The organism is Kosakonia sp. ML.JS2a (genome assembly GCF_025642095.1).
GTDB lineage: Bacteria > Pseudomonadota > Gammaproteobacteria > Enterobacterales > Enterobacteriaceae.
In genome coordinates, this window is record NZ_CP106754.1 from 5,159,713 (window position 1) to 5,185,910 (window position 26,198).

The 26,198-nt window shown below is 52.3% G+C and carries 20 protein-coding genes, 1 tRNA gene and 3 rRNA genes; 10 read left to right on the forward strand and 14 right to left on the reverse strand.

Features of this window, described 5'->3' with window-relative positions; translation table 11 throughout:
• The first annotated feature begins 307 nt into the window (after positions 1–307).
• The 4 genes from glnA to N7922_RS24350 all read left to right on the forward strand — a co-directional run bounded on the left by glnA (position 308) and on the right by N7922_RS24350 (position 4,684).
• Entirely contained in the window at positions 308–1,717 is a 1,410-nt protein-coding gene (gene glnA / locus N7922_RS24335) for a glutamate--ammonia ligase (protein ID WP_263098636.1), read from the forward strand.
• A gap of 266 nt (positions 1,718–1,983) precedes the next feature.
• Positions 1,984–3,033 (forward strand): nitrogen regulation protein NR(II), encoded by a 1,050-nt coding sequence (glnL, locus tag N7922_RS24340; protein ID WP_263098637.1) that lies wholly within the window; start codon positions 1,984–1,986, stop codon positions 3,031–3,033.
• 8 nt (positions 3,034–3,041) lie between these two features.
• A complete protein-coding gene (gene glnG / locus N7922_RS24345) occupies positions 3,042–4,451 on the forward strand; it encodes a nitrogen regulation protein NR(I) (RefSeq protein WP_263098638.1) in 1,410 nt (469 codons plus the stop codon).
• Positions 4,452–4,561: 110 nt separating this feature from the next.
• Positions 4,562–4,684 carry a YshB family small membrane protein gene (locus N7922_RS24350; protein WP_139109680.1) on the forward strand — a complete coding sequence of 41 codons (123 nt, stop codon included), beginning with the start codon at positions 4,562–4,564 and terminating at the stop codon, positions 4,682–4,684.
• 64 nt (positions 4,685–4,748) lie between these two features.
• Here the strand turns inward: N7922_RS24350 and hemN are convergent, their stop codons facing one another.
• Both hemN and yihI read right to left on the reverse strand, forming a co-directional pair.
• Positions 4,749–6,122, reverse strand: a complete 1,374-nt coding sequence (gene hemN, locus N7922_RS24355) for an oxygen-independent coproporphyrinogen III oxidase (protein WP_263098639.1) — start codon at positions 6,120–6,122, stop codon at positions 4,749–4,751.
• 186 nt (positions 6,123–6,308) lie between these two features.
• On the reverse strand, positions 6,309–6,812 hold the full coding sequence (gene yihI / locus N7922_RS24360) for a Der GTPase-activating protein YihI (RefSeq protein ID WP_263098640.1): 504 nt from the start codon (positions 6,810–6,812) through the stop codon (positions 6,309–6,311).
• Between the two features lie 571 nt (positions 6,813–7,383).
• Between yihI and yihA the strand changes: the two genes are divergently transcribed.
• Positions 7,384–8,010 (forward strand): ribosome biogenesis GTP-binding protein YihA/YsxC, encoded by a 627-nt coding sequence (gene yihA, locus N7922_RS24365; protein ID WP_148654743.1) that lies wholly within the window; start codon positions 7,384–7,386, stop codon positions 8,008–8,010.
• 304 nt (positions 8,011–8,314) lie between these two features.
• Here the strand turns inward: yihA and polA are convergent, their stop codons facing one another.
• Positions 8,315–11,101, reverse strand: a complete 2,787-nt coding sequence (polA, locus tag N7922_RS24370; protein ID WP_263098641.1) for a DNA polymerase I — start codon at positions 11,099–11,101, stop codon at positions 8,315–8,317.
• Between the two features lie 317 nt (positions 11,102–11,418).
• Positions 11,419–11,685: a hypothetical protein gene (locus N7922_RS24375; RefSeq protein WP_263101009.1), complete on the reverse strand. Its 267-nt coding sequence runs from the start codon at positions 11,683–11,685 to the stop codon at positions 11,419–11,421.
• Between N7922_RS24375 and N7922_RS24380 the strand changes: the two genes are divergently transcribed.
• Positions 11,579–12,433, forward strand: coding sequence for an acyltransferase (locus N7922_RS24380; RefSeq protein WP_263100999.1), 855 nt, complete (start codon positions 11,579–11,581; stop codon positions 12,431–12,433). The genes N7922_RS24375 and N7922_RS24380 overlap by 107 nt on opposite strands.
• 13 nt (positions 12,434–12,446) lie before the next feature.
• Here the strand turns inward: N7922_RS24380 and dsbA are convergent, their stop codons facing one another.
• The 3 genes from dsbA to N7922_RS24395 all read right to left on the reverse strand — a co-directional run bounded on the left by dsbA (position 12,447) and on the right by N7922_RS24395 (position 14,418).
• The gene (gene dsbA / locus N7922_RS24385) at positions 12,447–13,070 is read right to left on the reverse strand and encodes a thiol:disulfide interchange protein DsbA (RefSeq protein ID WP_263098642.1); all 624 of its coding nucleotides are present in this window, start codon (positions 13,068–13,070) and stop codon (positions 12,447–12,449) included.
• A 16-nt stretch (positions 13,071–13,086) separates the two neighbouring features.
• Complete coding sequence (locus N7922_RS24390) at positions 13,087–14,073, reverse strand: serine/threonine protein kinase (RefSeq protein WP_263098643.1); 987 nt, start codon at positions 14,071–14,073, stop codon at positions 13,087–13,089.
• 75 nt (positions 14,074–14,148) lie between these two features.
• On the reverse strand, positions 14,149–14,418 hold the full coding sequence (locus N7922_RS24395; RefSeq protein WP_061499540.1) for a YihD family protein: 270 nt from the start codon (positions 14,416–14,418) through the stop codon (positions 14,149–14,151).
• Between the two features lie 126 nt (positions 14,419–14,544).
• On the opposite strand from N7922_RS24395, the gene mobA reads away from it, so the two are divergent.
• Together mobA and mobB are read left to right on the forward strand one after the other, a co-directional pair.
• Positions 14,545–15,072 carry a molybdenum cofactor guanylyltransferase MobA gene (gene mobA / locus N7922_RS24400; protein ID WP_411554298.1) on the forward strand — a complete coding sequence of 176 codons (528 nt, stop codon included), beginning with the start codon at positions 14,545–14,547 and terminating at the stop codon, positions 15,070–15,072.
• Positions 15,069–15,578 carry a molybdopterin-guanine dinucleotide biosynthesis protein MobB gene (gene mobB / locus N7922_RS24405; RefSeq protein WP_263098645.1) on the forward strand — a complete coding sequence of 170 codons (510 nt, stop codon included), beginning with the start codon at positions 15,069–15,071 and terminating at the stop codon, positions 15,576–15,578. Before mobA ends, mobB begins: the two co-directional genes overlap by 4 nt.
• A 72-nt stretch (positions 15,579–15,650) precedes the next feature.
• Here the strand turns inward: mobB and rrf are convergent.
• The 4 genes from rrf to N7922_RS24425 form a co-directional block, all read right to left on the reverse strand.
• Positions 15,651–15,766 (reverse strand): 5S ribosomal RNA (gene rrf / locus N7922_RS24410).
• Positions 15,767–15,859: 93 nt separating this feature from the next.
• Positions 15,860–18,766: ribosomal RNA gene (locus N7922_RS24415) — 23S ribosomal RNA — on the reverse strand.
• 231 nt (positions 18,767–18,997) lie between these two features.
• Positions 18,998–19,073: transfer RNA gene (locus N7922_RS24420), tRNA-Glu, on the reverse strand.
• An 85-nt stretch (positions 19,074–19,158) separates the two neighbouring features.
• Positions 19,159–20,700, reverse strand: a 16S ribosomal RNA gene (locus N7922_RS24425).
• The 16S, 23S and 5S rRNA genes sit together here with 1 tRNA gene alongside, the layout of an rRNA operon.
• Positions 20,701–21,159: 459 nt before the next feature.
• On the opposite strand from N7922_RS24425, the gene N7922_RS24430 reads away from it, so the two are divergent.
• Positions 21,160–21,864, forward strand: coding sequence for a FadR/GntR family transcriptional regulator (locus N7922_RS24430; RefSeq protein ID WP_263098646.1), 705 nt, complete (start codon positions 21,160–21,162; stop codon positions 21,862–21,864).
• 11 nt (positions 21,865–21,875) lie between these two features.
• Positions 21,876–23,294: a multidrug transporter subunit MdtD gene (gene mdtD / locus N7922_RS24435; RefSeq protein WP_263098647.1), complete on the forward strand. Its 1,419-nt coding sequence runs from the start codon at positions 21,876–21,878 to the stop codon at positions 23,292–23,294.
• On the opposite strand, the gene rbsR is transcribed toward mdtD, so the two are convergent.
• The 3 genes from rbsR to rbsB form a co-directional block, all read right to left on the reverse strand.
• Positions 23,271–24,254 (reverse strand): ribose operon transcriptional repressor RbsR, encoded by a 984-nt coding sequence (gene rbsR / locus N7922_RS24440; protein WP_263101000.1) that lies wholly within the window; start codon positions 24,252–24,254, stop codon positions 23,271–23,273. The two genes, mdtD and rbsR, sit on opposite strands and share 24 nt — an antisense overlap.
• Before the next feature lie 12 nt (positions 24,255–24,266).
• On the reverse strand, positions 24,267–25,196 hold the full coding sequence (gene rbsK, locus N7922_RS24445) for a ribokinase (protein WP_263098648.1): 930 nt from the start codon (positions 25,194–25,196) through the stop codon (positions 24,267–24,269).
• 111 nt (positions 25,197–25,307) lie between these two features.
• Positions 25,308–26,198 (reverse strand): ribose ABC transporter substrate-binding protein RbsB, encoded by an 891-nt coding sequence (gene rbsB / locus N7922_RS24450; protein WP_263098649.1) that lies wholly within the window; start codon positions 26,196–26,198, stop codon positions 25,308–25,310.

Below are 26,198 nucleotides of genomic sequence, written 5' to 3' on the forward strand. Positions count from 1 at the left end.
CATCCTCCGCAAACAAGTATTGCAGAGTTGCTTTGTGATCGCTTTCACGGAGCGTTAAAAGGGGCATTTAACGAAAATTGCACCAATATAGTGCCCAATGTTCACATTGAAGCACTATATTGGTGCAGCTTAACCATCATGGTGCAGCCCTTTTGCACTATACCGTGCATAATAACGCCTTTTTAGGGGCATTTAAAAGTTGGCATAGATTTCGCTTTAACTATTTTACGGCAACAACGCCAGGTTTACGTAGTATTTGAAGACCTCGTTACCACGACGACAATGACAAATCCGGGAGAGTTTAAGTATGTCCGCTGAACACGTTTTGACGATGCTGAATGAGCACGAAGTGAAGTTTGTTGATCTGCGCTTCACAGATACTAAAGGTAAAGAACAGCACGTCACTATCCCAGCCCATCAGGTCAATGCCGACTTCTTCGAAGAAGGTAAAATGTTTGATGGTTCTTCGATTGGTGGCTGGAAAGGCATCAACGAATCCGACATGGTACTGATGCCGGACGCGACTACCGCTGTCATTGACCCGTTCTACGAAGAACCTACGCTGATCATCCGTTGCGATATCCTGGAACCTGGCACCATGCAGGGTTACGACCGTGACCCGCGCTCCATCGCGAAACGTGCTGAAGAGTACCTGCGCGCTACCGGCATTGCAGACACCGTTCTGTTCGGGCCAGAGCCGGAATTCTTCCTGTTTGACGACGTTCGTTTCGGCAGCTCCATTTCCGGTTCCAGCGTTGCTATCGACGATATCGAAGGCGCGTGGAACTCCTCTACCAAATACGAAGGTGGTAACAAAGGTCACCGTCCGGCAGTTAAAGGCGGTTACTTCCCGGTTCCACCGGTTGACTCCGCTCAGGACCTGCGTTCCACCATGTGTCTGGTGATGGAAGAAATGGGCCTGGTTGTTGAAGCTCACCACCACGAAGTGGCGACTGCTGGTCAGAACGAAGTGGCAACCCGCTTCAACACCATGACCAAAAAAGCGGACGAAATTCAGATCTACAAATACGTTGTGCACAACGTTGCGCACCGTTTCGGTAAAACCGCGACCTTTATGCCGAAACCGATGTTCGGTGATAACGGTTCCGGTATGCACTGCCATATGTCCCTGTCCAAGAACGGCACCAACCTGTTCTCTGGCGACAAATATGCAGGCCTGTCTGAAACAGCGCTGTACTACATTGGCGGCGTAATCAAACACGCGAAAGCCATCAACGCCCTGTCTAACCCGACCACCAACTCCTACAAGCGTCTGGTCCCGGGTTACGAAGCTCCGGTAATGCTGGCTTACTCTGCCCGTAACCGTTCTGCTTCTATCCGTATCCCAGTGGTTGCTTCTCCGAAAGCGCGTCGTATTGAAGTGCGTTTCCCGGATCCGGCAGCGAACCCGTACCTGTGCTTCGCAGCACTGCTGATGGCCGGTCTGGATGGTATTAAAAACAAAATCCATCCGGGCGAAGCCATGGACAAAAACCTGTACGATCTGCCGGCTGAAGAAGCGAAAGAAATCCCGCAGGTTGCAGGCTCTCTGGAAGAAGCACTCAACGCACTGAGCGCTGACCGCGAGTTCCTGACTGCTGGCGGCGTATTCACCGACGACGCGATCGATGCCTACATCGCGCTGCGTATCGAAGAAAACGACCGCGTTCGCATGACGCCGCACCCGGTAGAGTTCGAACTGTACTACAGCGTTTAATAAATTTAATACTCAGCGGATTTCTTGTCGTAACAAGGCGGCAACTGAGCGAATCCTCGGGAGCATAGATAACTATGTGACCGGGGTGAGCGAAGGCAGCCAACGCAGTTACGGCGAGAAAGACGCCAGAGGATTTGTTGCCGTGGAACTTTTTAGCCCATCCCAGGATGGGCTTTTTTCTCCACCAACAACCTGATCTATCGCGCTTTTTACCGATAAAAAGCTATACTGCACTAAATTAGTGCAACTATCCGGGAGACTGCTGAATGGCAAGTGGCGTGCTGCCCGATGCTGGGCAGATCCTCAATTCTTTAATCAACAGCATCTTGCTGGTTGATGATGAACTGGCAGTGCATTACGCGAACCCGGCTGCGCAACAATTACTGGCGCAGAGTTCACGTAAGTTATTTGGCACACCTCTGCCTGAATTACTGAGCTACTTCTCACTGAACATCGATCTGATGCGGGAAAGTCTGCACGCCGGACAGGGGTTTACCGATAACGAAGTCACACTCGTCATTGACGGGCGTTCACACATTCTTTCACTGACGGCGCAACGTTTGCCGGAGGGGTTGATCCTGCTGGAAATGGCGCCGATGGATAACCAGCGACGTCTGAGTCAGGAGCAGCTCCAGCATGCCCAACAAGTCGCCGCACGCGACCTGGTGCGTGGACTGGCCCATGAAATCAAAAACCCGCTTGGTGGACTACGTGGCGCCGCACAATTGCTGAGTAAAGCGCTGCCCGATCCGGCATTGCTGGAATATACCAAAGTGATCATCGAGCAGGCCGACCGTCTGCGCAATCTGGTGGATCGTCTGCTTGGTCCGCAACAGCCCGGAATGCATGTTACTGAAAGCATTCATAAGGTTGCCGAACGTGTGGTGAATCTGGTGTCGATGGAACTGCCGGATAACGTCACGCTGGTCCGCGATTACGATCCCAGCCTGCCGGAACTGGCTCACGATCCCGACCAAATCGAGCAAGTTTTACTGAATATTGTTCGCAATGCGCTGCAAGCGCTGGGACCGGAAGGTGGCGAGATCATTTTACGTACCCGTACCGCTTTCCAGTTAACGCTGCACGGTGTGCGCTATCGCCTGGCGGCGAGAATAGATGTGGAAGATAACGGTCCAGGCATTCCTTCGCATCTCCAGGATACGCTGTTCTATCCGATGGTGAGCGGGCGTGAAGGCGGCACCGGGCTTGGGTTATCTATCGCACGAAGTTTGATCGATCAACATTCTGGCAAAATTGAATTTACCAGTTGGCCAGGACATACCGAATTTTCGGTTTACCTGCCTATTCGGAAGTAGAGGTGTTTATGCAACGAGGGATAGTCTGGATCGTTGATGACGATAGCTCCATCCGTTGGGTGCTGGAACGCGCGCTCACCGGGGCAGGCTTGAGTTGTACAACATTTGAAAGTGCCAATGAAGTGCTAGATGCGCTAACCACCAAAACCCCTGATGTACTGCTTTCGGATATTCGTATGCCAGGGATGGATGGACTTGCGTTACTGAAACAGATAAAGCAGCGCCATCCGATGCTTCCGGTCATCATTATGACCGCACATTCCGATCTGGATGCCGCCGTCAGCGCCTATCAACAAGGGGCGTTTGATTATCTGCCCAAGCCATTTGACATTGATGAAGCCGTTGCGCTGGTCGAGCGCGCAATCAGCCATTATCAGGAACAGCAGCAACCACGTAATGTACAGGCCAGCGGTCCGACAACCGACATCATCGGCGAGGCCCCGGCAATGCAGGATGTATTCCGCATTATTGGTCGCCTGTCGCGTTCGTCCATTAGCGTGCTGATTAACGGCGAATCCGGGACCGGTAAAGAGCTGGTCGCGCATGCGCTGCATCGCCATAGCCCACGGGTAAAAGCGCCGTTTATTGCGCTGAATATGGCTGCGATACCAAAAGATTTGATCGAGTCTGAGCTGTTTGGTCACGAGAAAGGGGCCTTTACCGGCGCGAACACCGTGCGTCAGGGCCGTTTTGAACAGGCCGATGGCGGGACGCTGTTTCTCGACGAAATCGGCGATATGCCGCTGGATGTGCAGACCCGTTTGCTGCGCGTGCTGGCTGATGGCCAGTTCTATCGCGTGGGTGGTTATGCACCGGTAAAAGTCGATGTGCGCATTATCGCAGCCACGCACCAGAACCTTGAGCTGCGTGTTCAGGAAGGGAAATTCCGTGAGGATTTATTCCACCGCCTGAACGTTATTCGCGTGCACTTGCCGCCACTGCGCGAACGTCGGGAAGATATCCCTCGCCTTGCGCGGCACTTTTTGCAGGTTGCTGCCCGTGAACTGGGGGTGGAAACCAAGCAACTCCACCCAGAAACGGAAGCGGCATTAACGCGTCTGCCCTGGGGCGGGAACGTGCGTCAGCTCGAAAATACCTGTCGCTGGCTGACGGTAATGGCTGCAGGTCAGGAAGTCCTGATTCAGGATCTGCCTGCCGAGCTTTTCGAAACGACCACACCGGATAACCCGTCACAGAGTCTGCCGGACAGTTGGGCAACCCTGCTGGCGCAATGGGCGGATCGCGCGCTGCGTTCCGGTCATCAAAATCTGCTCTCTGAAGCGCAACCGGAGATGGAACGGACACTGCTGACCACCGCATTGCGGCATACGCAGGGCCATAAACAGGAAGCGGCACGCTTGCTCGGCTGGGGCCGCAATACCCTGACGCGTAAGCTGAAAGAGCTGGGAATGGAGTAGACGACGGCAGAAGTGTAAAGATTGAATAGTCAGTGCAAATTGCTGCGATTTCACCCTTTACTGTTACCCGCAGTTAAGTATGATCTTGCCCGTTCACGGGGGAGTTCATCATGCTGGAATCATTCATCAATATGGTTACGACAGGCGTCGAAGCTGGCGCGTCTGCAAGCCATACACCGCAAACAGCCATCGCGGCTGTGCTTTGCGCCGCGTTGGTTGGGCTGTTTAGCTAGTCTTACTGATGGCGCTGCGCTTATCAGGCCTATGCATACTGTTGTAGGCCTGATAACACGCTCGCTAAATCACTCTTGAGAACTGCTGCAACCGCGCTTTCTGGCGCAGATAAGCGTCGAAGCACATGCAAATATTGCGGATCAGCAAACGCCCTTTCGCCGTTACCTGCAACCCGGCTTCATCAACCGCCACCAGCCCGTCATCCACCAGCGGCGCTAACAAGCGCAAATCTTCGGCAAAATAGTCGCGAAAATCGATACCCCAGACATTTTCCACCGCACCGAACGCCAGACGGAAATTACAGATCAGCATTTTGATCACGTCACGGCGAATACAGTCATCACGGGTTAGCGCAATCCCCCGCCATAGCGCGTTACCGCGTTCGTCCACCTGCTGATAATAGTGTTTCAGCTCTTTCTGGTTTTGCGCGTAGCTGTCGCCAATCATGCTGATAGCGGAAACGCCCAGCCCCAGCAGATCGCTATCGCCCTGGGTGGTGTAACCCTGGAAATTGCGGTGTAACACGCCGTTACGCTGCGCCACAGCCAGCTCATCATTCGGACGGGCAAAGTGATCCATACCGATAAACTGATAACCCGATGTGGTGAGCGAGGTGATGGTTTGCTGCAAAATATCCAGCTTCTGCTGGGCGGAAGGCAGATCGGCATCTTTGATTTTGCGCTGCGCGGCGAACAGCGTCGGCAAATGCGCATAGTTGAACACGCTCAGACGATCCGGGCTCAGCGCCGCCACGCGTTGTAGCGTAAAGGCAAAGCTTTCCGGCGTCTGTTTTGGCAGCCCATAAATCAGATCGATATTGGTCGAAGTAAAACCGATTTTCCGGGCGTGATTCAGCAGCGCGAAGATAAAATCTTCATTCTGCTCGCGGTTCACCAGCCGCTGGACTTCTTTATTAAAGTCCTGCACGCCCATGCTCAGGCGATTAAAACCTTCGCTGCGCAGATGATCGAGAACGTCCAGCTCAATTTCACGGGGATCGACTTCGATCGAGATTTCCGCATCATCGTTAAAGGCAAAATGCCCTCGCAGAAGCCCCATCAGGCGGCTGATTTGCGCTTTATTCAGGTAAGTTGGCGTACCGCCGCCCCAGTGCAACTGGCTGACGTGGCGGCCTTTAAACAGCGGCGCACGATGAACAATCTCTTGTTCCAGCGCGTCCAGGTATTGATCGGCTTTATGCTGCTGCCGGGTAACAATCTTATTGCAGCCGCAGAAATAGCACAGCTTGTGACAAAACGGGATATGAACGTACAGCGATAGCGGACGCTCCGGATAACGCGCAACAGCACGCTGAAAATCCTCTTCGCCGTAAGCGTCGGAAAACTCCAGCGCGGTAGGGTATGAAGTGTAACGCGGCCCGGAATAGTTATATTTCTGGATGAGGGCCAGGTCCCAGTCGATCACATGCTCTGACATTGCTTACTCCTTCCGATGACGCCGCTGGCGGGTCCGGCGGCCCGGCCTGACCTCATTGCGGGTCATAAGCCGGTTGCGCAGCCACACTTTGCGCCGCGACAACCGCTGTAGTTTAACGAATAACCACACCAGATAACATATAACCGGAAGGGTTATAAGCAGGACGGGAAGGCCCATAGAAAAGGATTAATTGCCGCCTTTCAGCAGACGCATCATATCTTCCTTGCGCTCTTCTTCTTCCTCATCTTCATCATCATCGTAAGAGAGACCCAGCTTCTGCATTAGCTCATCAATGCGATCCAGTTTGGCATCCACCCACGCTTGATCTTCCGCGCTCAGGGTTTCGCCCTCTTCCAGACGTTCCAGCAGCGCATCCAGGCGCTCATCCGTTTCCAGCATCTCCAACTCATCCTGCGGTGAAAGCATAGGTTTCTCGCTCTTAGGTTTGTGGTGCTTTTTAACCTGGGGTTCGGTAACGCCCAGTGGGATCGGTTTTTTGCTGCCTGTGCGCGGATCTTTTTGCGGTTTCCCCTTGCCGGAGCCGGAAGACTCAGCGCCACCGTTCGCGCGGCTGCCAGAAGCATTACCGCGATGCTTTTTGTCACGTTTGCGATCGCGGCCTTCCTGATTCAATTCTTCACGTGTTTTACGGCGTACTTTGCCGCGTGGTTGGGTGGACGGTTTTTTCATGATGGTCGTCTTAAGTCGTTTTCTTCAGTATAGAATTGCGGCGGAATCTAGCAGAAAGCAAGCAAAGAAAAAAGGCGACAGTGCAAACTGTCGCCTTTTTTCTTGACCCTCAACCCATAATGGGTTCTACATTCCGTGTGCGCTATCAACCAGCCCTGTTTTTCCGTTAGCGTCGAACATTCCCTGTTGGGGTTCCTTTTCCGTGTAAACGTCTCCAGACGTTTTGTCCTGTCTTCGCCTCCTGGCGCTCCTGACCCCTCACTCCTTGAGTCATCCTTCCTTCTTTAGCCTCCTGGCCTGCGAGTTACTTTACCCTTCTGAGCGAAACTGACAAGCAGTTAGATACCTCGATCCGATAAATTAGGAAAATTCTTTAAAACCAACTCATTGATTTAACATAGTTTACCGGTTTCGGGTGCCTGCAACTTCTCTGAAAGTTCGCATAGCAGGAATAGCCAATCTCTTACAACACTTAAGACAACGGCTTACAGGTGAGTTTCTGACGAGAAAAACAGCCTTTTGCAGCAGTTCAGGTATAATCGCCGCATGCTTTCAGATGGAGACGACCATTTTGACTAACTGGAATTACCAACAGACGCACTTTGTCACCAGTGCGCCTGATATTCGCCACTTACCCGCCGACACCGGTATCGAAGTGGCTTTTGCTGGCCGCTCCAATGCAGGAAAATCGAGTGCGCTTAACACGCTGACAAACCAGAGAAACCTGGCGCGCACGTCAAAGACTCCGGGCCGTACGCAACTTATTAACCTGTTTGAAGTCGCCGACGGCAAACGCCTGGTCGACCTGCCGGGTTACGGCTATGCAGAAGTGCCGGAAGAGATGAAAATCAAATGGCAGCGCGCGCTCGGGGAGTATCTGGAAAAACGCCAGTGCCTGCAGGGTCTGGTGGTGTTAATGGATATTCGCCATCCGTTAAAAGATCTGGATCAGCAGATGATCCAATGGGCAGTAGACAGCAATCTTCAGGTGCTGGTGTTGCTCACTAAAGCGGACAAACTTGCCAGCGGCGCGCGCAAAGCGCAGCTCAATATGGTGCGTGAAGCCGTGCTCGCTTTCCAGGGAGACGTTCAGGTTGAAGCGTTCTCTTCCCTGAAAAAACAGGGTGTGGACAAATTGCGTGAAAAGCTGGACACCTGGTTTAGCTCGCTGCCGCCGGTTGAAGAAAGTAACGAGTAATCCCTTCCATCACGCGGCGTCCGCCGCGTTTTTTCTTTCTTTTGCACAATAAAAAACGCCCCAGTCATTACTGACTGGGGCGGCTAAATATTCAGCCAAATCCGATTACGTGAAGTAAAAGGTCTGAAAGATAGAACATCTTACCTCTGTACCCTACGCAAATAACTCTACTCCCTTTTTGGATCCGGACAAAGCACTTTTTGTAATTTCTTTTCAATTTTTACATAGGGAATTCTAATGATCATCACAAAACTCCCGGTCATTTGTTGCTTACTTACAAAAAAGAACCTTATCCGCCGCGGACTTAGTGCGCTTGATCCCAGTTTTGCCCGCTCCCGACTTCCACCAGCAACGGCACATCAAGCGTCGTACTGCTCTCCATCAGTTCATGGATCTTTTTCGACACTGCTTCAAGATCGTCTTTGTGCACCTCAAACACCAGTTCATCGTGAACCTGCATGATCATACGAACGCGAGGTTTTTCACTTTGCAACCATGCGTCTACCGCAATCATCGCGCGCTTAATAATATCCGCCGCCGTACCCTGCATCGGTGCGTTGATTGCCGCACGTTCTGCTCCGGCTCGTCTGGCCGCATTACTGGATTTGATATCCGGCAGATAAAGTCGGCGCCCTTCGAGAGTTTCGACATAACCGCGATCTTTCGCCTGCGCACGCGTGCGTTCCATATAATCCAGCACGCCCGGATAGCGCTCAAAGTAGAGATCCATATATTTTTGCGACTCTTTGCGCGGAATATTGAGCTGGCGTGATAAACCAAACGCGCTCATACCGTAGATCAGACCAAAGTTAATGGCCTTGGCGCTACGACGCTGCTCATTACTGACGCTTTCGAGCGGCAGGCCAAACACTTCCGCCGCCGTCGCGCGGTGAATGTCTTTCCCTTCGGCAAATGCCGACAGCAGGCCCTTATCGCGCGACAGGTGAGCCATAATACGCAGCTCAATTTGCGAGTAGTCCGCAGAGACAATCACATGATCTTTCGGCGCGATAAATGCCTGACGAATACGTCGGCCCTCATCATTGCGCACCGGAATATTTTGCAGGTTGGGATCGGTTGAAGATAAACGCCCTGTCGCCGTCACCGCCTGATGATACGACGTATGGACGCGCCCGGTTTTCGGGTTAATCATCAACGGCAATTTATCGGTGTAGGTTGATTTGAGTTTCGCCAACCCACGGTACTCAAGGATCACTTTCGGCAGTGGATAGTCAAGCGCCAGCTCTTCCAGCACCTCTTCCGACGTAGACGGTGCGCCGCCCGGCGTTTTCTTCAGCGGTTTAATACCCTGTTTTTCAAAAAGAATAGTTTGTAGCTGCTTAGTGGACGAAAGATTAAAAGGCTCTTCGGCGATCTCATGGGCTTTTTTCTCCAACTCTGCCAGACGCAGGGTCAGCTCTTCCGAGTGTTTATGCAGTACCGCAGGATCGATATTAACCCCGTTGCGTTCGATGCGAGAGATCACTGGCACCAGCGGCATTTCAATGTTCTGAAACACGTTAAGCGGTCCGGCATTTTTTTGCAGTTCCGGCCACATCTTCAGATGCAGTTGCAAAGTAACGTCAGCATCTTCCGCCGCGTAGCGACCTGCCTGTTCCAGATCGATCTGGTTAAAGGTCAGTTGATTTTTACCTTTGCCGGCAATCTCTTCAAAGGTGATGGTTTTGTGTTTCAGCCAGCGTTCAGAGAGGCTGTCCATATCATGGCGACCCGCTACGCTGTCCAGCGTGTAGGACTCCAGCATGGTATCAAACACAATACCGCGCAGTTCAATACCGTAATTTTGCAGCACGCCGCGATCGTATTTCAGGTTCTGCCCGACTTTAATGGCTTTTTCATCTTCCAGCAGCGGCTTGAGCAGCTCCAATGCACGTTCACGGGAAATTTGGTCCGGCGCATCCAGATAGTCATGCGCTACCGGCACATATGCCGCAACACCCGGTTCAGTGGCAAAAGAGAGCCCAACCAGGTTGGCGCTAATATTGTCCAGGCTGTCGGTTTCGGTATCAAAAGCAAACAGTGGCGCGCTTTTCAGCTTTGCAATCCATTGTTGCAGCGTCTCTTCATCAAGGATAGTGACGTAATTATCCGCAGAGAGCGTTGCTGCCGGGATATCCGCACTGGCGTCTATCGTAATGGTTTCCTGAGGTTTCGTTGCCGGTTTCGCCCCTTTTGCCTGCAACCACTTACCGGCTTCAACATCGGTGATCCAGCGTTTGAATTCATACTGTTTGAACAACCCGAGGAGCTCTTCCGCCACAGGCTGCTGCACGTCAAGCTGTTCGCATGTCAGCTCCAGCTCAACATCAGTTTTAATCGTTGCCAGCTGATAAGAGAGGTAAGCCACCTCTTTACTCTGCTCCAGCTTCGCGGCCATGGTTTTCGCACCGCGGAAAGTCAGGCCAGCGATTTTATCCGCCTGCTCATACAACGTATCTAAACCACCAAGCCCCTGCAGCAGCGCCTGTGCGGTTTTCTCACCGACGCCAGGTACACCCGGGATGTTGTCCGAAGAGTCGCCCATCAGTGCAAGGAAATCGATAATCAGCTCCGGCGGAACGCCGTATTTGGTGATCACTTCATCTGGACCAAGAATGGTGTTGGTCATGGTATTGATCAGAGTGATATTTGGCGTGACCAGTTGCGCCATATCTTTATCACCCGTGCTGATCAGCACCGGGCGACCCATTTTTTCTGCTTCGCGCGCCAGCGTACCGATCACATCGTCCGCTTCTACGCCGGAAACCGCCAACAGCGGTAATCCCATGGCTTTGACCATGGCGTGGAGGGGTTCTATTTGCGCACGCAGATCATCCGGCATCGGCGGGCGATGCGATTTGTAATGTTCAAACAGTTCGTCACGGAAGGTTTTTCCTTTCGCATCAAACACCACCGCGGCATGTGTCGGCTGGTACTGCAAAATCAGGCTACGCAGCATATTCAGTACGCCATACATCGCCCCTGTGGGTTCGCCCGCGCTGTTGGTCAGGGGGGGGAACGCATGATAAGCGCGATAGAGGTAAGACGAACCGTCAACAAGGATAAGGGGATTTTCTGGGATCTGAACCATGATGTCCGTGCCTGTTTATCAATTTATGGTCCAAGGATGCCACAGACCGGGGGAAACATGAATTTTTCGCGGTAATTGCCAGCAAAGATTTCGCGATCGTCGGGATCGCTCGCATATTCAACCTGTGGATAAGTTTGTGTATAGTTTCTTTCAGGCTGGACTTTTGTGTCTTAACTAAGATCGCAGTATTATACAAAACCTTTTATTTCATATAGTTAAAACAGTGAAAAGGATCCTTATGGCTTTATGATGACAATTTAAGCTATGTGGATATAAGAAAAGATGATTTGCTTTTCCCGCGCCAGCATAACCAGGTACTACCAGCAAGGTTTAAGCATTCCTGCCCTCTGTTTTCTGATAAAATCGCCCATTGCGCTTTTCTCAGGTGCGCCTTCAGCAGCTAACTTTCTGAATAATTTAACTATGTCGAGATTGCTTGCAGTATTCACTCTTACGTTGAGTGTCCTGCTCACCATATTGGTAACTGTCGCTTGCTCCGTGCCGATTATTATTGCCGGCATACTCAAACTATTACTCCCGGTTCCGGCGCTTTGGCGTGCAATCTCAACCTTCTGTAATTTCATGATGTACTGCTGGTGCGAAGGGCTTTCCTGGCTGCTGTATCTTAATCCGCATTTAAAGTGGGATGTCGAAGGGCTGGAAAGCCTGAATAAAAAGAATTGGTATTTGCTGATCTGTAATCATCATAGCTGGGCGGATATCGTGGTGTTGTGCGTGCTGTTTCGCAAACATATCCCGATGAATAAGTACTTCCTCAAGCAACAACTGGCCTGGGTTCCGTTTATCGGCCTTGCCTGCTGGGCGCTGGATATGCCATTTATGCGCCGCTACTCCAGGGGGTATTTGATCCGCCATCCTGAACGCCGTGGCAAAGATGTGGAAACGACACGCCGTTCCTGTGAGAAGTTTCGCCATCACCCCACCACGATAGTCAATTTTGTTGAAGGCTCGCGTTTTACCGAAGAAAAACGCAACGAGACGCGCTCCCCCTATAAAAACCTGCTGCCGCCAAAAGCCGCAGGTGTCGCCATGGCGTTAAATGTGTTGGGGACGCAATTCGATAAGCTGTTGGATGTGACGTTATGCTACCCGGAAAACGATAAGACCCCTTTCCAGGATATGCTCAGCGGTAAACTGACTCGCATTGTTGTACGCGTTAACCTGCTCCCGGTAAATGAAGAGCTACACGGGGACTACGTCAGCGATAAGAATTTTAAACGTGGTTTTCAGCAGTGGCTGAATAAACTATGGGCAGGTAAAGACGAACACATTGATGCGATAAAGACACAATACAAAAACGCCGGTCAATGACCGGCGTTTTCTTTTACTTCTTCTCGACCAGGAATTTCACCGTGTCGGCATAATCTTTCACGAAGGCATCCAGGCTACTGCCATCCATGCCCTGCTGATTAACCTGGTATTTGCCATTCACAAACATGGCCGGAACTCCTTGCAACTGCAGATCGGCAGCGGCTTTTTCTTGTTGAGCAACCAGCGATTTCACCACAAAGCTGTTCCAGGCGGCATCATACTCTTCCCCCTTCACACCCGCAGCGATAAAGACGTCGCGGATGTCGGCAACCGACTGAACGATCTGGGTTTTCTGTACCGCTTCAAACATTGGCGCGGTGATCTTATCTTCCACGCCCAGCGCCATCGCTACCGCCCACGCTTGCGTCATCTCTTTACCCAACGGGCCAAGAAACTCTACGTGATACTTGGTCATTTTGGTGCCTTCCGGCAGCTTTTGCTTAACCGCATCGGCAATATGCCATACGCGTTCAAAGTCATAGCAGTGCGGGCAGTAGAATGAGAAGAACTCAAGCACCTGCGGCTCGCCAGCCACGGGTTTATCCAGAGTAATAAACTGCTTGCCGTCGGTGATCTGTGCCGCAGAGGCGCTAAATGCCAGAATCATTCCTGCCAGCGCCAGCCAAATCTTCTTCATGGTTAACTCTCTCCGTTTAATACATGGGTGTTAATGCTAAAGGGGGTTCCTGCAGAACTTTCACCTGCTCAAGGAAACTCAATGTCTGCCTGCGCCAGTGATCTTCACTGTTCAGCCAGGGGAAATTTTTGGGGAATGCCGGATCGCCCCAACGACGGATAAGCCACGCAAGATAGTAGACCATCCGCATGGCGCGCAGCGGCTCAATAAGGCCTAATTCGGCGTGATTAAACTCGCTGAATTCTTCATAAGCTTCAACGATCATCTCAAGCTGCATACGCTGCTCGGCTTTATCGCCATGCAGCAGCATCCACAGATCCTGAATCGCAGGACCATTGCGGGCATCATCCAGATCGACAAACATCGGTCCGTCGCGCCAGAGAATATTCCCGGCATGACAGTCACCGTGCAGGCGCAGCAGATTAAAGCGGTTGTGCCATTGCGCCATAACTGCATCAATGAGCTTATCAACAGCAGACAGGAACTCGCTTTTTAAACCCGCAGGGATTAGCGCAGTTGTTTCAAAGAGCTGGCGTGGTTCAAGTAAATACTCTTTTACCCCAATGTCCGGTCGATGGGCGAAGCGTTTTTTACTGCCGGTTTGATGCAGACGCCCAAGATACCGCCCAACCCATTCCATCTGATCGAGATTGTCAGCTTCGAACTGGCGGCCACCAACACTGGGGAAAACCGCAAAAAAGAAGTCGTTATGGGTCAACAATGTCTGGTGGTTAAAGGCAAGCGGCGCGGCAACGGGAACGTCATCACGCTGTAAATCAATGGCAAACTCATGCTCTTCGAGGATTTGCTCTGCTGACCAGCGTTCGGGACGATAAAACTTCACCACATAACGGCGGCGGTCTTCATCCTGAAACTGGTAGACACGGTTTTCGTAGCTGTTGAGCGGAGTGAGACCAGAGTCCACCCGGATCCCCTGCTCAAACAGCGCATCCATGATGGTATCCGGGTGTAGTGTCTGGAAAGTAAAGGCGTTACAGGTCATCCTGTCATCCGAAAATACAACGAATGATTCAGGATATCATTTCGCAGCGTTTTCGGTGGCACCGCTTACAAGCTTTTACTCTTTAATCACGCCTCGAGCACGCAGCAGAGCGGTTTTGAAATCTTCTTCATAATCCTTTTGAATACCAGGGATCACCGCATCTTTCGAGGAATCGCGCATTTTCAGGTGATAGATCAGAATGTCGTCACTTAAATCAGCCAGTTCGCCGTCATAACCTGATTCTTTCGCCAGTTTCTGCAAAAATTGCAGTAAATTCAGTTCCGGCTCTTTCTGCCATGCAGGCTGGAGAAGTTCGATAACTTCGTTCAGGCGTTTACATTTCATGGTCGTGCTCCTTACTCTTGGTACAGACACGTTAGCAGGGTCAATCCCACAATAAAAGAGGCGATAACTGTGACGGACAGCAGTGCAGTAACCGGCGTAGTACTGGCGGGAGGAAAGGCCTCGCGCATGGGGGGAAAAGATAAAGGTTTGCTGGAGCTGAACGGCAAACCTTTATGGCAACATGTCGCGCAGAGACTGGCGCCGCAGGTTGAAAACGTGGTGATCAGCGCCAACCGCAATCTCGATATCTACCGTGCCAGTGGCCTGACCGTGGTGTCTGACAGTATGAATGATTTTCCCGGCCCGCTGGCAGGAATACTTTCGGTAATGCAGCAAATAGCCAGTGAGTGGTTTCTGTTTTGTCCTTGCGACACGCCTTATGTGCCAGAGAATCTTTTCGCCCGGTTGCGGGATCAACGTCAACAGGCCCCGGCGGTGTGGGTGCATGATGGCGAGCGAGATCATCCAGCTATTGCTCTGATTAACAGACGCATTTTGCCAGCGTTACAAGACTACCTGGCGCGCGGGGAACGCAGAGTAATGGTGTTTATGCGTGAATCAGGCGGACATCCTGTAGATTTTAGCGATGTGAAAATCGCATTTGCCAATGTAAATACACCAGACGATCTCGCTCACTGGCAGGAGAATTCATGATCCCTTTACTCGCTATTGCAGCCTGGAGCGGTACAGGTAAAACAACCCTTCTAAAAAAACTGATCCCGGCACTTTGCGCACACGGAATCCGACCGGGTTTAATCAAACATACCCATCACGATATGGATGTCGATAAGCCAGGCAAAGACAGTTATGAATTACGTAAGGCGGGGGCGGCGCAAACGCTGGTGGCAAGTTCTCAGCGCTGGGCTTTGATGACGGAAACACCGGATGATACAGAACTGGACCTGACGTATCTGGTCAGTCGGATGGATGCCTCAACACTGGATGTGGTTCTGGTGGAAGGGTTTAAGCATGAAGCGGTAGCAAAGATCCTGCTTTGGCGACAAAACTGCGGACATAGTCTGCAAGAACTCATACTGGATGAGCATGTTATCGCTGTGGCCAGCGATGAACCTTTGGAAATCAGCGTTCCAGTGCTGGATCTGAACAATATTGAACAGATTACCGACTTTATTTTGCGCTGGTTACGCTTCACCGGTTAGTTTCACCGATTTTTTCACAAGGAATAAAAGCAAAAAACCCTGACCTTACGGTCAGGGTTTCTCGTGTTTGATGCCTGGCAGTTCCCTACTCTCGCATGGGGAGACCCCACACTACCATCGGCGCTACGGCGTTTCACTTCTGAGTTCGGCATGGGGTCAGGTGGGACCACCGCGCTAGTGCCGCCAGGCAAATTCTGTTTATCAGACCGCACACGCGCCCTGACATCATCTGTATCAAGCTGATTATCGCGTCTCTCACGCCAAAACATCTTCGGCGTTGTAAGGTTAAGCCTCACGGTTCATTAGTACCGGTTAGCTCAACGCATCGCTGCGCTTACACACCCGGCCTATCAACGTCGTCGTCTTCAACGTTCCTTCAGGAGACTCAAGGTCTCAGGGAGAACTCATCTCGGGGCAAGTTTCGTGCTTAGATGCTTTCAGCACTTATCTCTTCCGCATTTAGCTACCGGGCAGTGCCATTGGCATGACAACCCGAACACCAGTGATGCGTCCACTCCGGTCCTCTCGTACTAGGAGCAGCCCCCCTCAATTCTCCAGCGCCCACGGCAGATAGGGACCGAACTGTCTCACGACGTTCTAAACCCAGCTCGCGTACCACTTTAAATGGCGAACAGCCATACCCTTGGGACCTACTTCAGCCCCAGGATGTGATGAGCCGACATCGAGGTGCCAAACACCGCCGTCGATATGAACTCTTGGGCGGTATCAGCCTGTTATCCCCGGAGTACCTTTTATCCGTTGAGCGATGGCCCTTCCATTCAGAACCACCGGATCACTATGACCTGCTTTCGCACCTGCTCGCGCCGTCACGCTCGCAGTCAAGCCAGCTTATGCCATTGCACTAACCTCCTGATGTCCGACCAGGATTAGCTGACCTTCGTGCTCCTCCGTTACGCTTTAGGAGGAGACCGCCCCAGTCAAACTACCCACCAGACACTGTCCGCAACCCGGATTACGGGTCCACGTTAGAACATCAAACATTAAAGGGTGGTATTTCAAGGTTGGCTCCACGCAGACTGGCGTCCACGCTTCAAAGCCTCCCACCTATCCTACACATCAAGGCTCAATGTTCAGTGTCAAGCTATAGTAAAGGTTCACGGGGTCTTTCCGTCTTGCCGCGGGTACACTGCATCTTCACAGCGAGTTCAATTTCACTGAGTCTCGGGTGGAGACAGCCTGGCCATCATTACGCCATTCGTGCAGGTCGGAACTTACCCGACAAGGAATTTCGCTACCTTAGGACCGTTATAGTTACGGCCGCCGTTTACCGGGGCTTCGATCAAGAGCTTCTCCTTACGGATAACCCCATCAATTAACCTTCCGGCACCGGGCAGGCGTCACACCGTATACGTCCACTTTCGTGTTTGCACAGTGCTGTGTTTTTAATAAACAGTTGCAGCCAGCTGGTATCTTCGACTGATTTCAGCTCCGTGAGCAAGTCACTTCACCTACGCATCAGCGTGCCTTCTCCCGAAGTTACGGCACCATTTTGCCTAGTTCCTTCACCCGAGTTCTCTCAAGCGCCTTGGTATTCTCTACCTGACCACCTGTGTCGGTTTGGGGTACGATTTCGTGTTACCTGATGCTTAGAGGCTTTTCCTGGAAGCAGGGCATTTGTCACTTCAGCACCGTAGTGCCTCGTCATCACGCCTCAGTGTTAAAGCGCTCCGGATTTGCCTGGAGCACACACCTGCACGCTTAAACCGGGACAACCGTCGCCCGGATGACATAGCCTTCTCCGTCCCCCCTTCGCAGTAACACCAAGTACAGGAATATTAACCTGTTTCCCATCGACTACGCCTTTCGGCCTCGCCTTAGGGGTCGACTCACCCTGCCCCGATTAACGTTGGACAGGAACCCTTGGTCTTCCGGCGAGCGGGCTTTTCACCCGCTTTATCGTTACTTATGTCAGCATTCGCACTTCTGATACCTCCAGCATGCCTCACAGCACACCTTCACAGGCTTACAGAACGCTCCCCTACCCAACAACACATAGTGTCGCTGCCGCAGCTTCGGTGCATGGTTTAGCCCCGTTACATCTTCCGCGCAGGCCGACTCGACCAGTGAGCTATTACGCTTTCTTTAAATGATGGCTGCTTCTAAGCCAACATCCTGGCTGTCTGGGCCTTCCCACATCGTTTCCCACTTAACCATGACTTTGGGACCTTAGCTGGCGGTCTGGGTTGTTTCCCTCTTCACGACGGACGTTAGCACCCGCCGTGTGTCTCCCGTGATAACATTCTCCGGTATTCGCAGTTTGCATCGGGTTGGTAAGCCGGGATGGCCCCCTAGCCGAAACAGTGCTCTACCCCCGGAGATGAATTCACGAGGCGCTACCTAAATAGCTTTCGGGGAGAACCAGCTATCTCCCGGTTTGATTGGCCTTTCACCCCCAGCCACAAGTCATCCGCTAATTTTTCAACATTAGTCGGTTCGGTCCTCCAGTTAGTGTTACCCAACCTTCAACCTGCCCATGGCTAGATCACCGGGTTTCGGGTCTATACCCTGCAACTTAACGCCCAGTTAAGACTCGGTTTCCCTTCGGCTCCCCTATTCGGTTAACCTTGCTACAGAATATAAGTCGCTGACCCATTATACAAAAGGTACGCAGTCACACCCCAAAGGGTGCTCCCACTGCTTGTACGTACACGGTTTCAGGTTCTTTTTCACTCCCCTCGCCGGGGTTCTTTTCGCCTTTCCCTCACGGTACTGGTTCACTATCGGTCAGTCAGGAGTATTTAGCCTTGGAGGATGGTCCCCCCATATTCAGACAGGATACCACGTGTCCCGCCCTACTCATCGAGCTCACAACCTGTGCATTTTTGTGTACGGGGCTGTCACCCTGTATCGCGCGACTTTCCAGACGCTTCCACTAACACACAAGCTGATTCTGGCTCTGGGCTCCTCCCCGTTCGCTCGCCGCTACTGGGGGAATCTCGGTTGATTTCTTTTCCTCGGGGTACTTAGATGTTTCAGTTCCCCCGGTTCGCCTCATTAACCTATGGATTCAGTTAATGATAGTGTGACGAGTCACACTGGGTTTCCCCATTCGGACATCGCCGGTTATAACGGTTCATATCACCTTACCGGCGCTTTTCGCAGATTAGCACGTCCTTCATCGCCTCTGACTGCCAGGGCATCCACCGTGTACGCTTGGTCGCTTAACCTCACAACCCGAAGATGTTTCTTGCGATCCATCATCAGTTGTGAAAATTTGAGAGACTCGCAGAACAGTTCGCACTGTTCTGTGTTTCAATTTTCAGCTTGATCCAGATTTTTAAAGAGCAAATATCTCAAACATGACTCGTGAGTCAGTTTTGAGATACATCGGCCGGTGACTTTCACTCACAAACCAGCAAGTGGCGTCCCCTGGAGGTTTGACCTCATCAGTTAACGCGTGGCGTCCCCTAGGGGATTCGAACCCCTGTTACCGCCGTGAAAGGGCGGTGTCCTGGGCCTCTAGACGAAGGGGACACTGAAGTCTCAATCGCAAGACGCCTTGCTTCTTTCTTTTCATCAGACAATCTGTGTGAGCACTGCAAAGGCAGGTTCTTTAAGGTAAGGAGGTGATCCAACCGCAGGTTCCCCTACGGTTACCTTGTTACGACTTCACCCCAGTCATGAATCACAAAGTGGTAAGCGCCCTCCCGAAGGTTAAGCTACCTACTTCTTTTGCAACCCACTCCCATGGTGTGACGGGCGGTGTGTACAAGGCCCGGGAACGTATTCACCGTGGCATTCTGATCCACGATTACTAGCGATTCCGACTTCATGGAGTCGAGTTGCAGACTCCAATCCGGACTACGACGCACTTTATGAGGTCCGCTTGCTCTCGCGAGGTCGCTTCTCTTTGTATGCGCCATTGTAGCACGTGTGTAGCCCTGGTCGTAAGGGCCATGATGACTTGACGTCATCCCCACCTTCCTCCAGTTTATCACTGGCAGTCTCCTTTGAGTTCCCGGCCGGACCGCTGGCAACAAAGGATAAGGGTTGCGCTCGTTGCGGGACTTAACCCAACATTTCACAACACGAGCTGACGACAGCCATGCAGCACCTGTCTCACAGTTCCCGAAGGCACATTCCCATCTCTGGAAACTTCTGTGGATGTCAAGACCAGGTAAGGTTCTTCGCGTTGCATCGAATTAAACCACATGCTCCACCGCTTGTGCGGGCCCCCGTCAATTCATTTGAGTTTTAACCTTGCGGCCGTACTCCCCAGGCGGTCGATTTAACGCGTTAGCTCCGGAAGCCACGCCTCAAGGGCACAACCTCCAAATCGACATCGTTTACAGCGTGGACTACCAGGGTATCTAATCCTGTTTGCTCCCCACGCTTTCGCACCTGAGCGTCAGTCTTCGTCCAGGAGGCCGCCTTCGCCACCGGTATTCCTCCAGATCTCTACGCATTTCACCGCTACACCTGGAATTCTACCTCCCTCTACGAGACTCCAGCCTGCCAGTTTCGAATGCAGTTCCCAGGTTGAGCCCGGGGATTTCACATCCGACTTGACAGACCGCCTGCGTGCGCTTTACGCCCAGTAATTCCGATTAACGCTTGCACCCTCCGTATTACCGCGGCTGCTGGCACGGAGTTAGCCGGTGCTTCTTCTGCGGGTAACGTCAATTGCTGTGGTTATTAACCACAACACCTTCCTCCCCGCTGAAAGTACTTTACAACCCGAAGGCCTTCTTCATACACGCGGCATGGCTGCATCAGGCTTGCGCCCATTGTGCAATATTCCCCACTGCTGCCTCCCGTAGGAGTCTGGACCGTGTCTCAGTTCCAGTGTGGCTGGTCATCCTCTCAGACCAGCTAGGGATCGTCGCCTAGGTGAGCCGTTACCCCACCTACTAGCTAATCCCATCTGGGCACATCTGATGGCAAGAGGCCCGAAGGTCCCCCTCTTTGGTCTTGCGACGTTATGCGGTATTAGCTACCGTTTCCAGTAGTTATCCCCCTCCATCAGGCAGTTTCCCAGACATTACTCACCCGTCCGCCACTCGTCACCCGAAGAGCAAGCTCCTCTGTGCTACCGTCCGACTTGCATGTGTTAGGCCTGCCGCCAGCGTTCAATCTGAGCCATGATCAAACTCTTCAATTTAAAAGTTTGATGCTCATCGAATTAAACTTCGTAATGAATTACGTGTTCACTCGTGAGACTTGGTATTCATTTAGCGTCCTGAGACGTTAAGAATCCATGTCACTTTGAGTGCCCACACAGATTGTCTGATAAATTGTTAAAGAGCAGTGCCGCTGCGTTTTCACTGCGGCGCGGGGTGTGCATATTACGCTTTCCCGCTGCGAAGTCAACTGAATATTTTCAGATTTCTTCGCCTGACAGGCCGGTGTGTTTGCCGTTGTGCCGTGTCAGTGGAGGCGCATTATAGGGAGTTAATTCCGGCTGACAACCCCTAATTTAAAAAAAGTTATCAACCGCGTTTTTTTTCAACAAAGCGCGGTAAAAAGCGGCATGAATTGCTGATTTCGCTGTTTTTACCACCACTGACATATATCGAATGGCATACTAACAGGTGATAACGAGAAAAAAGGAAGTGAGAAAATGTCTTTAAACGCACAACAACTTGCCGCACAGAAAAACATCTCATGGGTGCTGGCGGAGAAACTGGCGCGACAAATCCTGAAAGGCAAATATGCGCCGGGCGTTATTCTGCCCGGTGAGATGGAGCTGGGTGAGCAGTTTGGCGTAAGCCGCACCGCCATCAGGGAAGCGGTAAAGACATTAACAGCAAAAGGAATGGTTCTGCCCCGTCCGCGTATCGGCACCCGCGTCATGCCACGCGGTAACTGGAACTTTCTGGATAAGGAATTATTGTCCTGGTGGATGAGCGAGGAGAACGTTGAAACCGTTATCCAACACTTTCTGGTGATGCGCAGCAGCCTGGAACCTCAGGCGTGCCTGTTGGCGGCAACACTGGGCAGCGCGGAACAAAAAGCACATCTCAATACATTAATGGAAGAGATGGTGATTCTGAAAAAGAACTTTAACCGCGAACGCTGGATAGACGTGGATATGGCCTGGCATGAACATATTTACGCCATGAGTGAAAACCCCTTCCTTATATCGTTCTCCTCGCTCTTTCACTCTATTTACCACACCTACTTTACCTCTATAACGCAAAACGAAGTGGTCAAACTCGACCTTCATCAGGCAATTGTAAATGCCATTCAGGAAAGTGACGGTGAAAGCGCATTCCGGGCATGCCAGATATTGCTGACCACGCCTTATGCCCCTTCGGCGAAATAACGGGATATTGCATGACAGAGAAGAAAGCACGCAGTATGGCAGGCTTGCCGTGGATTGCGGCAATGGCTTTTTTTATGCAGGCGCTGGACGCCACCATTCTCAACACCGCTTTACCGGCCATCGCGCACAGCCTTGATCGTTCCCCTTTAGCCATGCAGTCCGCCATTATCAGTTACACACTGACTGTGGCGATGCTCATCCCAATGAGCGGCTGGCTGGCGGACCGCTTCGGTACGCGGCGGATATTTATGCTGGCCGTGAGTCTGTTCACGCTTGGCTCTCTGGCCTGCGCGCTCTCCAACTCATTATCCATGCTGGTTATCTTTCGTGTGATTCAGGGCATCGGCGGAGCAATGATGATGCCAGTGGCCCGTCTGGCTCTGTTGCGCGCCTATCCACGCAGTGAATTATTGCCGGTGCTTAATTTTGTCACGATGCCAGGCCTGGTCGGACCGATCCTGGGCCCGGTGATGGGTGGCATTCTGGTGACGTGGGCAAGCTGGCATTGGATCTTCCTGATTAATATCCCGATTGGTCTTGCCGGGCTGTTTTACGCACGCAAATATATGCCCAACTTCACCACCACGCGACGTAGCTTCGACATGGGCGGCTTTTTCCTGTTTGGCTTAAGCCTGGTGCTCTTTTCAAGCGGGATGGAACTGTTTGGCGAAAAGCTGGTTGCCACCTGGATTGCGCTCGCCATCATCCTGAGCGGTATTTTGTTGCTGCTGGCCTACGTCCGCCACGCCAAACGCCACCCCACGCCGCTGATTTCACTGAATCTGTTTACGACACGCACCTTTTCCGTCGGCATTGCGGGCAATATTGCATCACGCCTGGGAACCGGCTGCGTTCCTTTTCTCATGCCGTTGATGCTGCAGGTTGGTTTTGGTTATCCGGCGCTGATCGCCGGTTGTATGATGGCGCCTACTGCTCTGGGGTCGATTCTGGCGAAATCCATCGTCACGCAAATACTGCGCAGCCTGGGTTATCGCAAGACACTGGTTGGCATCACGCTTTTTATCGGTTTGATGATTGCACAGTTCTCGCTCCAGTCGCCGTCAATGGCAGTATGGATGCTGATTTTGCCGCTGTTCGTGCTGGGAATGGCGATGTCCACGCAGTTCACGGCCATGAACACCATTACGCTGGCGGATTTAACAGATGACAACGCCAGCAGTGGCAATAGCGTGCTGGCGGTAACACAGCAACTGTCGATAAGCCTGGGCGTGGCGGTCAGTGCGGCGGTACTGCGTTTTTATGAAGGATTCGACAGCGCCAATACGGTGGAGCAGTTTCACTATACGTTTATAACGATGGGAGCGATTACGCTGGTCTCCGCGTTGGTGTTTATGCTGCTGAAAGCGAAAGATGGCCGCAACCTGATAAAAGAGCGGAACAGGAAATCAGGCGGAACCGCGCGTCATTAATATTGGCGTCAGTTGCAACCGTTGCTGTTGCAGATCAGGTTCTGCCATTCGATGGATCAGCACATCAATCGCCAGCTCACCCAGTTCATCTTTTGGCTGATGAATGGTGGTGAGCGGCGGTGTCATATAGCGCGCCAGCTCAATATCATCATAACCCACGATAGCCATATCCTCTGGGATCTTCAGACCCGCCTGATACAGTGCCTGGTAAGCCCCTACGGCCATCGCATCATTACCGATAAATACCGCCTGCGGACGCGCGTTCATCGCCAGTAACGACTGCATCGCCTCAAACCCGCCGCCGAACTCAAAATCACTTTCAATTTCATCGCCTTCGCGAATGGTCAACCCGGCGCGGACCATCGCTTCGCGATACCCTTCGAGACGCAAACGCGCCGGTGTTTTATCCAGCGGCCCGGTAATGCAGGCAATACGCGTATAGCCTTTATCAATCAGATACTGCGTCGCCATATCGCCGCCAAACAAAGAGTTATCCTGAATCAGATCGCTGTCGCCATCGAACGGCGCCCAGTCCATCATGACGGTTGGTATAGAAGGATAACGGTGCATGATCTCTTGTGAAGGCTGATGCGTTTCGGTACACAGCAAAAGTAACCCATCAACGCGCTTTTGCATTAGCGTCTCCAGGTTGCGATTCATCCGCTGTTCATCGCCTTCGGTGTTACACAGCACCAGGCTATAGCCGCGCTCAAAACAGCTACGTTCAACGCCGCGCACCAGTTCTGAATAAAAAGGATTCGTACTGGCGGTAATCAGCATGCCAATTGTACGGGTCTGATTGATCTTCAGGCTGCGCGCAAGGGCGGAGGGCGCGTAGTTCAGCGTTTTAATCGCCGCGTCCACCTTTTCACGAATCGCATCACTGACAAAGCGATCGTTATTGATAACGTGGGAAACCGTAGAGGTGGAAACGCCCGCCAGGCGGGCAACATCCTTCATCGTGGCCACGCGTTACCCCTGCTGATGTAGAAAATCATCAATCTCGTTACGCCATGGCACGGACGGTTGCGCACCCTTACGCGTAACGGCAATGGCTGCCGCAGCGTGAGCAAAACGAATCGCCTCATCCAGCGGTTTATCTTCCAGCAATGCGGTTAACAGCGCGCCATTAAACGTATCGCCCGCGGCAATGGTATCCACGGCTTTCACTTTGAAACCGGGCACGCGCTTGCCTTCGCCCTTCACACTGGCCCACACACCGCGGCTACCCAGCGTAATAATGACGGTATGAATACCTTTACCGTGCAGTACCTGCGCGGCGCGAGCGGCATCGTCATCGCTGGAAACGTTAATACCCGTGAGTTTTTCCGCTTCGGTTTCATTCGGTGTAATGATGTCCACCAGCGCCAGCAGCTCATCAGAGAGCTCACGCGCCGGTGCCGGGTTCAGCGCGACGAGAGTATCATGCTGATGAGCAATACGGGCCGCAGCCAGCACGCTCTCTACCGGGGATTCCAACTGCATCAGCAACGCGGAAGCACCCGCGATAAGCGCGTGTTGCGCATCGACTCTTTCTACGGAGAGCGCCGCATTCGCTCCCGCATGAATACCGATAACATTCTCACCTTCGCCATTGACGAAAATCAACGCCACGCCGGTAGACTCACCGGCAACAACGCTCACTGGCGCAACATCAATATTGTCGCTTTCCAGCTGCTTGCGCACCCGCGCGCCGGTATCGTCATCGCCGGTACAGGCAATAAACGCAATATCCGCACCGCTGCGTCCGGCGGCAACCGCCTGGTTTGCGCCTTTGCCACCGAACGCGACCTGATAGTGGCTACCGGTTACGGTTTCGCCTGGCGTGGGGAAGGATTCAAGGTTAAGAATGTGATCGGCATTGATACTACCAAGGACGACGACTTTGCCTGCGGTTTTCATGATGAGCTTGTCCGTAAAGTGCGCCACCGGTGAAGGTGGCGCGTGCCATGCTTTTCTTTTTTTTACGTTGTCCCACAAGCCGCAGCGTGTTGCTGCGGCCAGAACGCCATATTACTGCTTGATGACCAGTTTCAGGTCAACCGGGTTTTTCGCGTAAACTTTTTCGCCTTTCAGAACTTTATCAGCAGTATCAACGCCTTTCGCGCCAATCTGTTCCGGTAACTGGGCGATAGTCGCTGACAGTTTGCCATCATTTACCGCTTTCACACCGTCAGGCGTACCGTCAAAACCCACGACCATAACGTCGGATTTACCGGCTGTTTGCAGCGCACGCAGTGCACCCAGCGCCATTTCATCGTTCTGTGCGAACACAGCCTGCACGTCCGGATGCGCGGTCAGCAGGTTCTGCATGACGTTCAGACCTTTAGTACGATCAAAGTCTGCCGGCTGGCTGGCCAGCACGTTGAATTTATGCGCAGCAACTGCCTGCTGGAAACCTTCGCCACGCTCACGCGCTGCAGAGGTACCGGCAATGCCTGCCAGTTCGATAACTTTTGCGCCTTCGCCAGCTTTCTTGGCGATATAGTCACCGGCGATTTTGCCGCCCAGTACGTTATCGGAAGCTATATGGCTGACCACTTCACCGCTGGATGCCACACGGTCAAGGGTGATCACCGGGATTTTCGCCTGGTTAGCCATCTTCACGGCGTTACCCACGGCGTCGGAATCTGTTGGGTTGATCAGCAGCAGTTTGGTGCCACGTACGGTCAAATCCTGAACGTTAGCCAGCTCTTTAGCCGGGTTGTTCTGCGAGTCCAGAACCACCAGGTCATAACCCAATTTGTCCGCTTCTTTCTGCGCACCCTCCTTCAGCGAAACGAAGAACGGGTTGTTCAGCGTAGAAATAACCAGAGCAATAGAGTCTTTTGCCATCGCATTCGCACTTACGGTGGCGCTCAGTGCAACAGCAGAAACCAGAGTGGCCAGTTTTTTCATGTTCAT

Coding starts and splice junctions, on each gene's coding strand:
- N7922_RS24430 (WP_263098646.1), top strand. CDS start 21,160: ATGTCTTTAAACGCACAACAACTTGCCGCACAGAAAAACATCTCATGG.
- N7922_RS24350 (WP_139109680.1), top strand. CDS start 4,562: ATGCTGGAATCATTCATCAATATGGTTACGACAGGCGTCGAAGCTGGC.
- rbsR (WP_263101000.1), bottom strand. CDS start 24,254: ATGAAGGATGTTGCCCGCCTGGCGGGCGTTTCCACCTCTACGGTTTCC.
- mobB (WP_263098645.1), top strand. CDS start 15,069: ATGATCCCTTTACTCGCTATTGCAGCCTGGAGCGGTACAGGTAAAACA.
- glnG (WP_263098638.1), top strand. CDS start 3,042: ATGCAACGAGGGATAGTCTGGATCGTTGATGACGATAGCTCCATCCGT.
- polA (WP_263098641.1), bottom strand. CDS start 11,101: ATGGTTCAGATCCCAGAAAATCCCCTTATCCTTGTTGACGGTTCGTCT.
- N7922_RS24395 (WP_061499540.1), bottom strand. CDS start 14,418: ATGAAATGTAAACGCCTGAACGAAGTTATCGAACTTCTCCAGCCTGCA.
- mdtD (WP_263098647.1), top strand. CDS start 21,876: ATGACAGAGAAGAAAGCACGCAGTATGGCAGGCTTGCCGTGGATTGCG.
- rbsK (WP_263098648.1), bottom strand. CDS start 25,196: ATGAAAACCGCAGGCAAAGTCGTCGTCCTTGGTAGTATCAATGCCGAT.
- glnA (WP_263098636.1), top strand. CDS start 308: ATGTCCGCTGAACACGTTTTGACGATGCTGAATGAGCACGAAGTGAAG.
- N7922_RS24375 (WP_263101009.1), bottom strand. CDS start 11,685: ATGAAATTACAGAAGGTTGAGATTGCACGCCAAAGCGCCGGAACCGGG.
- glnL (WP_263098637.1), top strand. CDS start 1,984: ATGGCAAGTGGCGTGCTGCCCGATGCTGGGCAGATCCTCAATTCTTTA.
- N7922_RS24390 (WP_263098643.1), bottom strand. CDS start 14,073: ATGACCTGTAACGCCTTTACTTTCCAGACACTACACCCGGATACCATC.
- dsbA (WP_263098642.1), bottom strand. CDS start 13,070: ATGAAGAAGATTTGGCTGGCGCTGGCAGGAATGATTCTGGCATTTAGC.
- rbsB (WP_263098649.1), bottom strand. CDS start 26,198: ATGAACATGAAAAAACTGGCCACTCTGGTTTCTGCTGTTGCACTGAGC.
- mobA (WP_411554298.1), top strand. CDS start 14,545: ATGGGGGGAAAAGATAAAGGTTTGCTGGAGCTGAACGGCAAACCTTTA.
- hemN (WP_263098639.1), bottom strand. CDS start 6,122: ATGTCAGAGCATGTGATCGACTGGGACCTGGCCCTCATCCAGAAATAT.
- yihI (WP_263098640.1), bottom strand. CDS start 6,812: ATGAAAAAACCGTCCACCCAACCACGCGGCAAAGTACGCCGTAAAACA.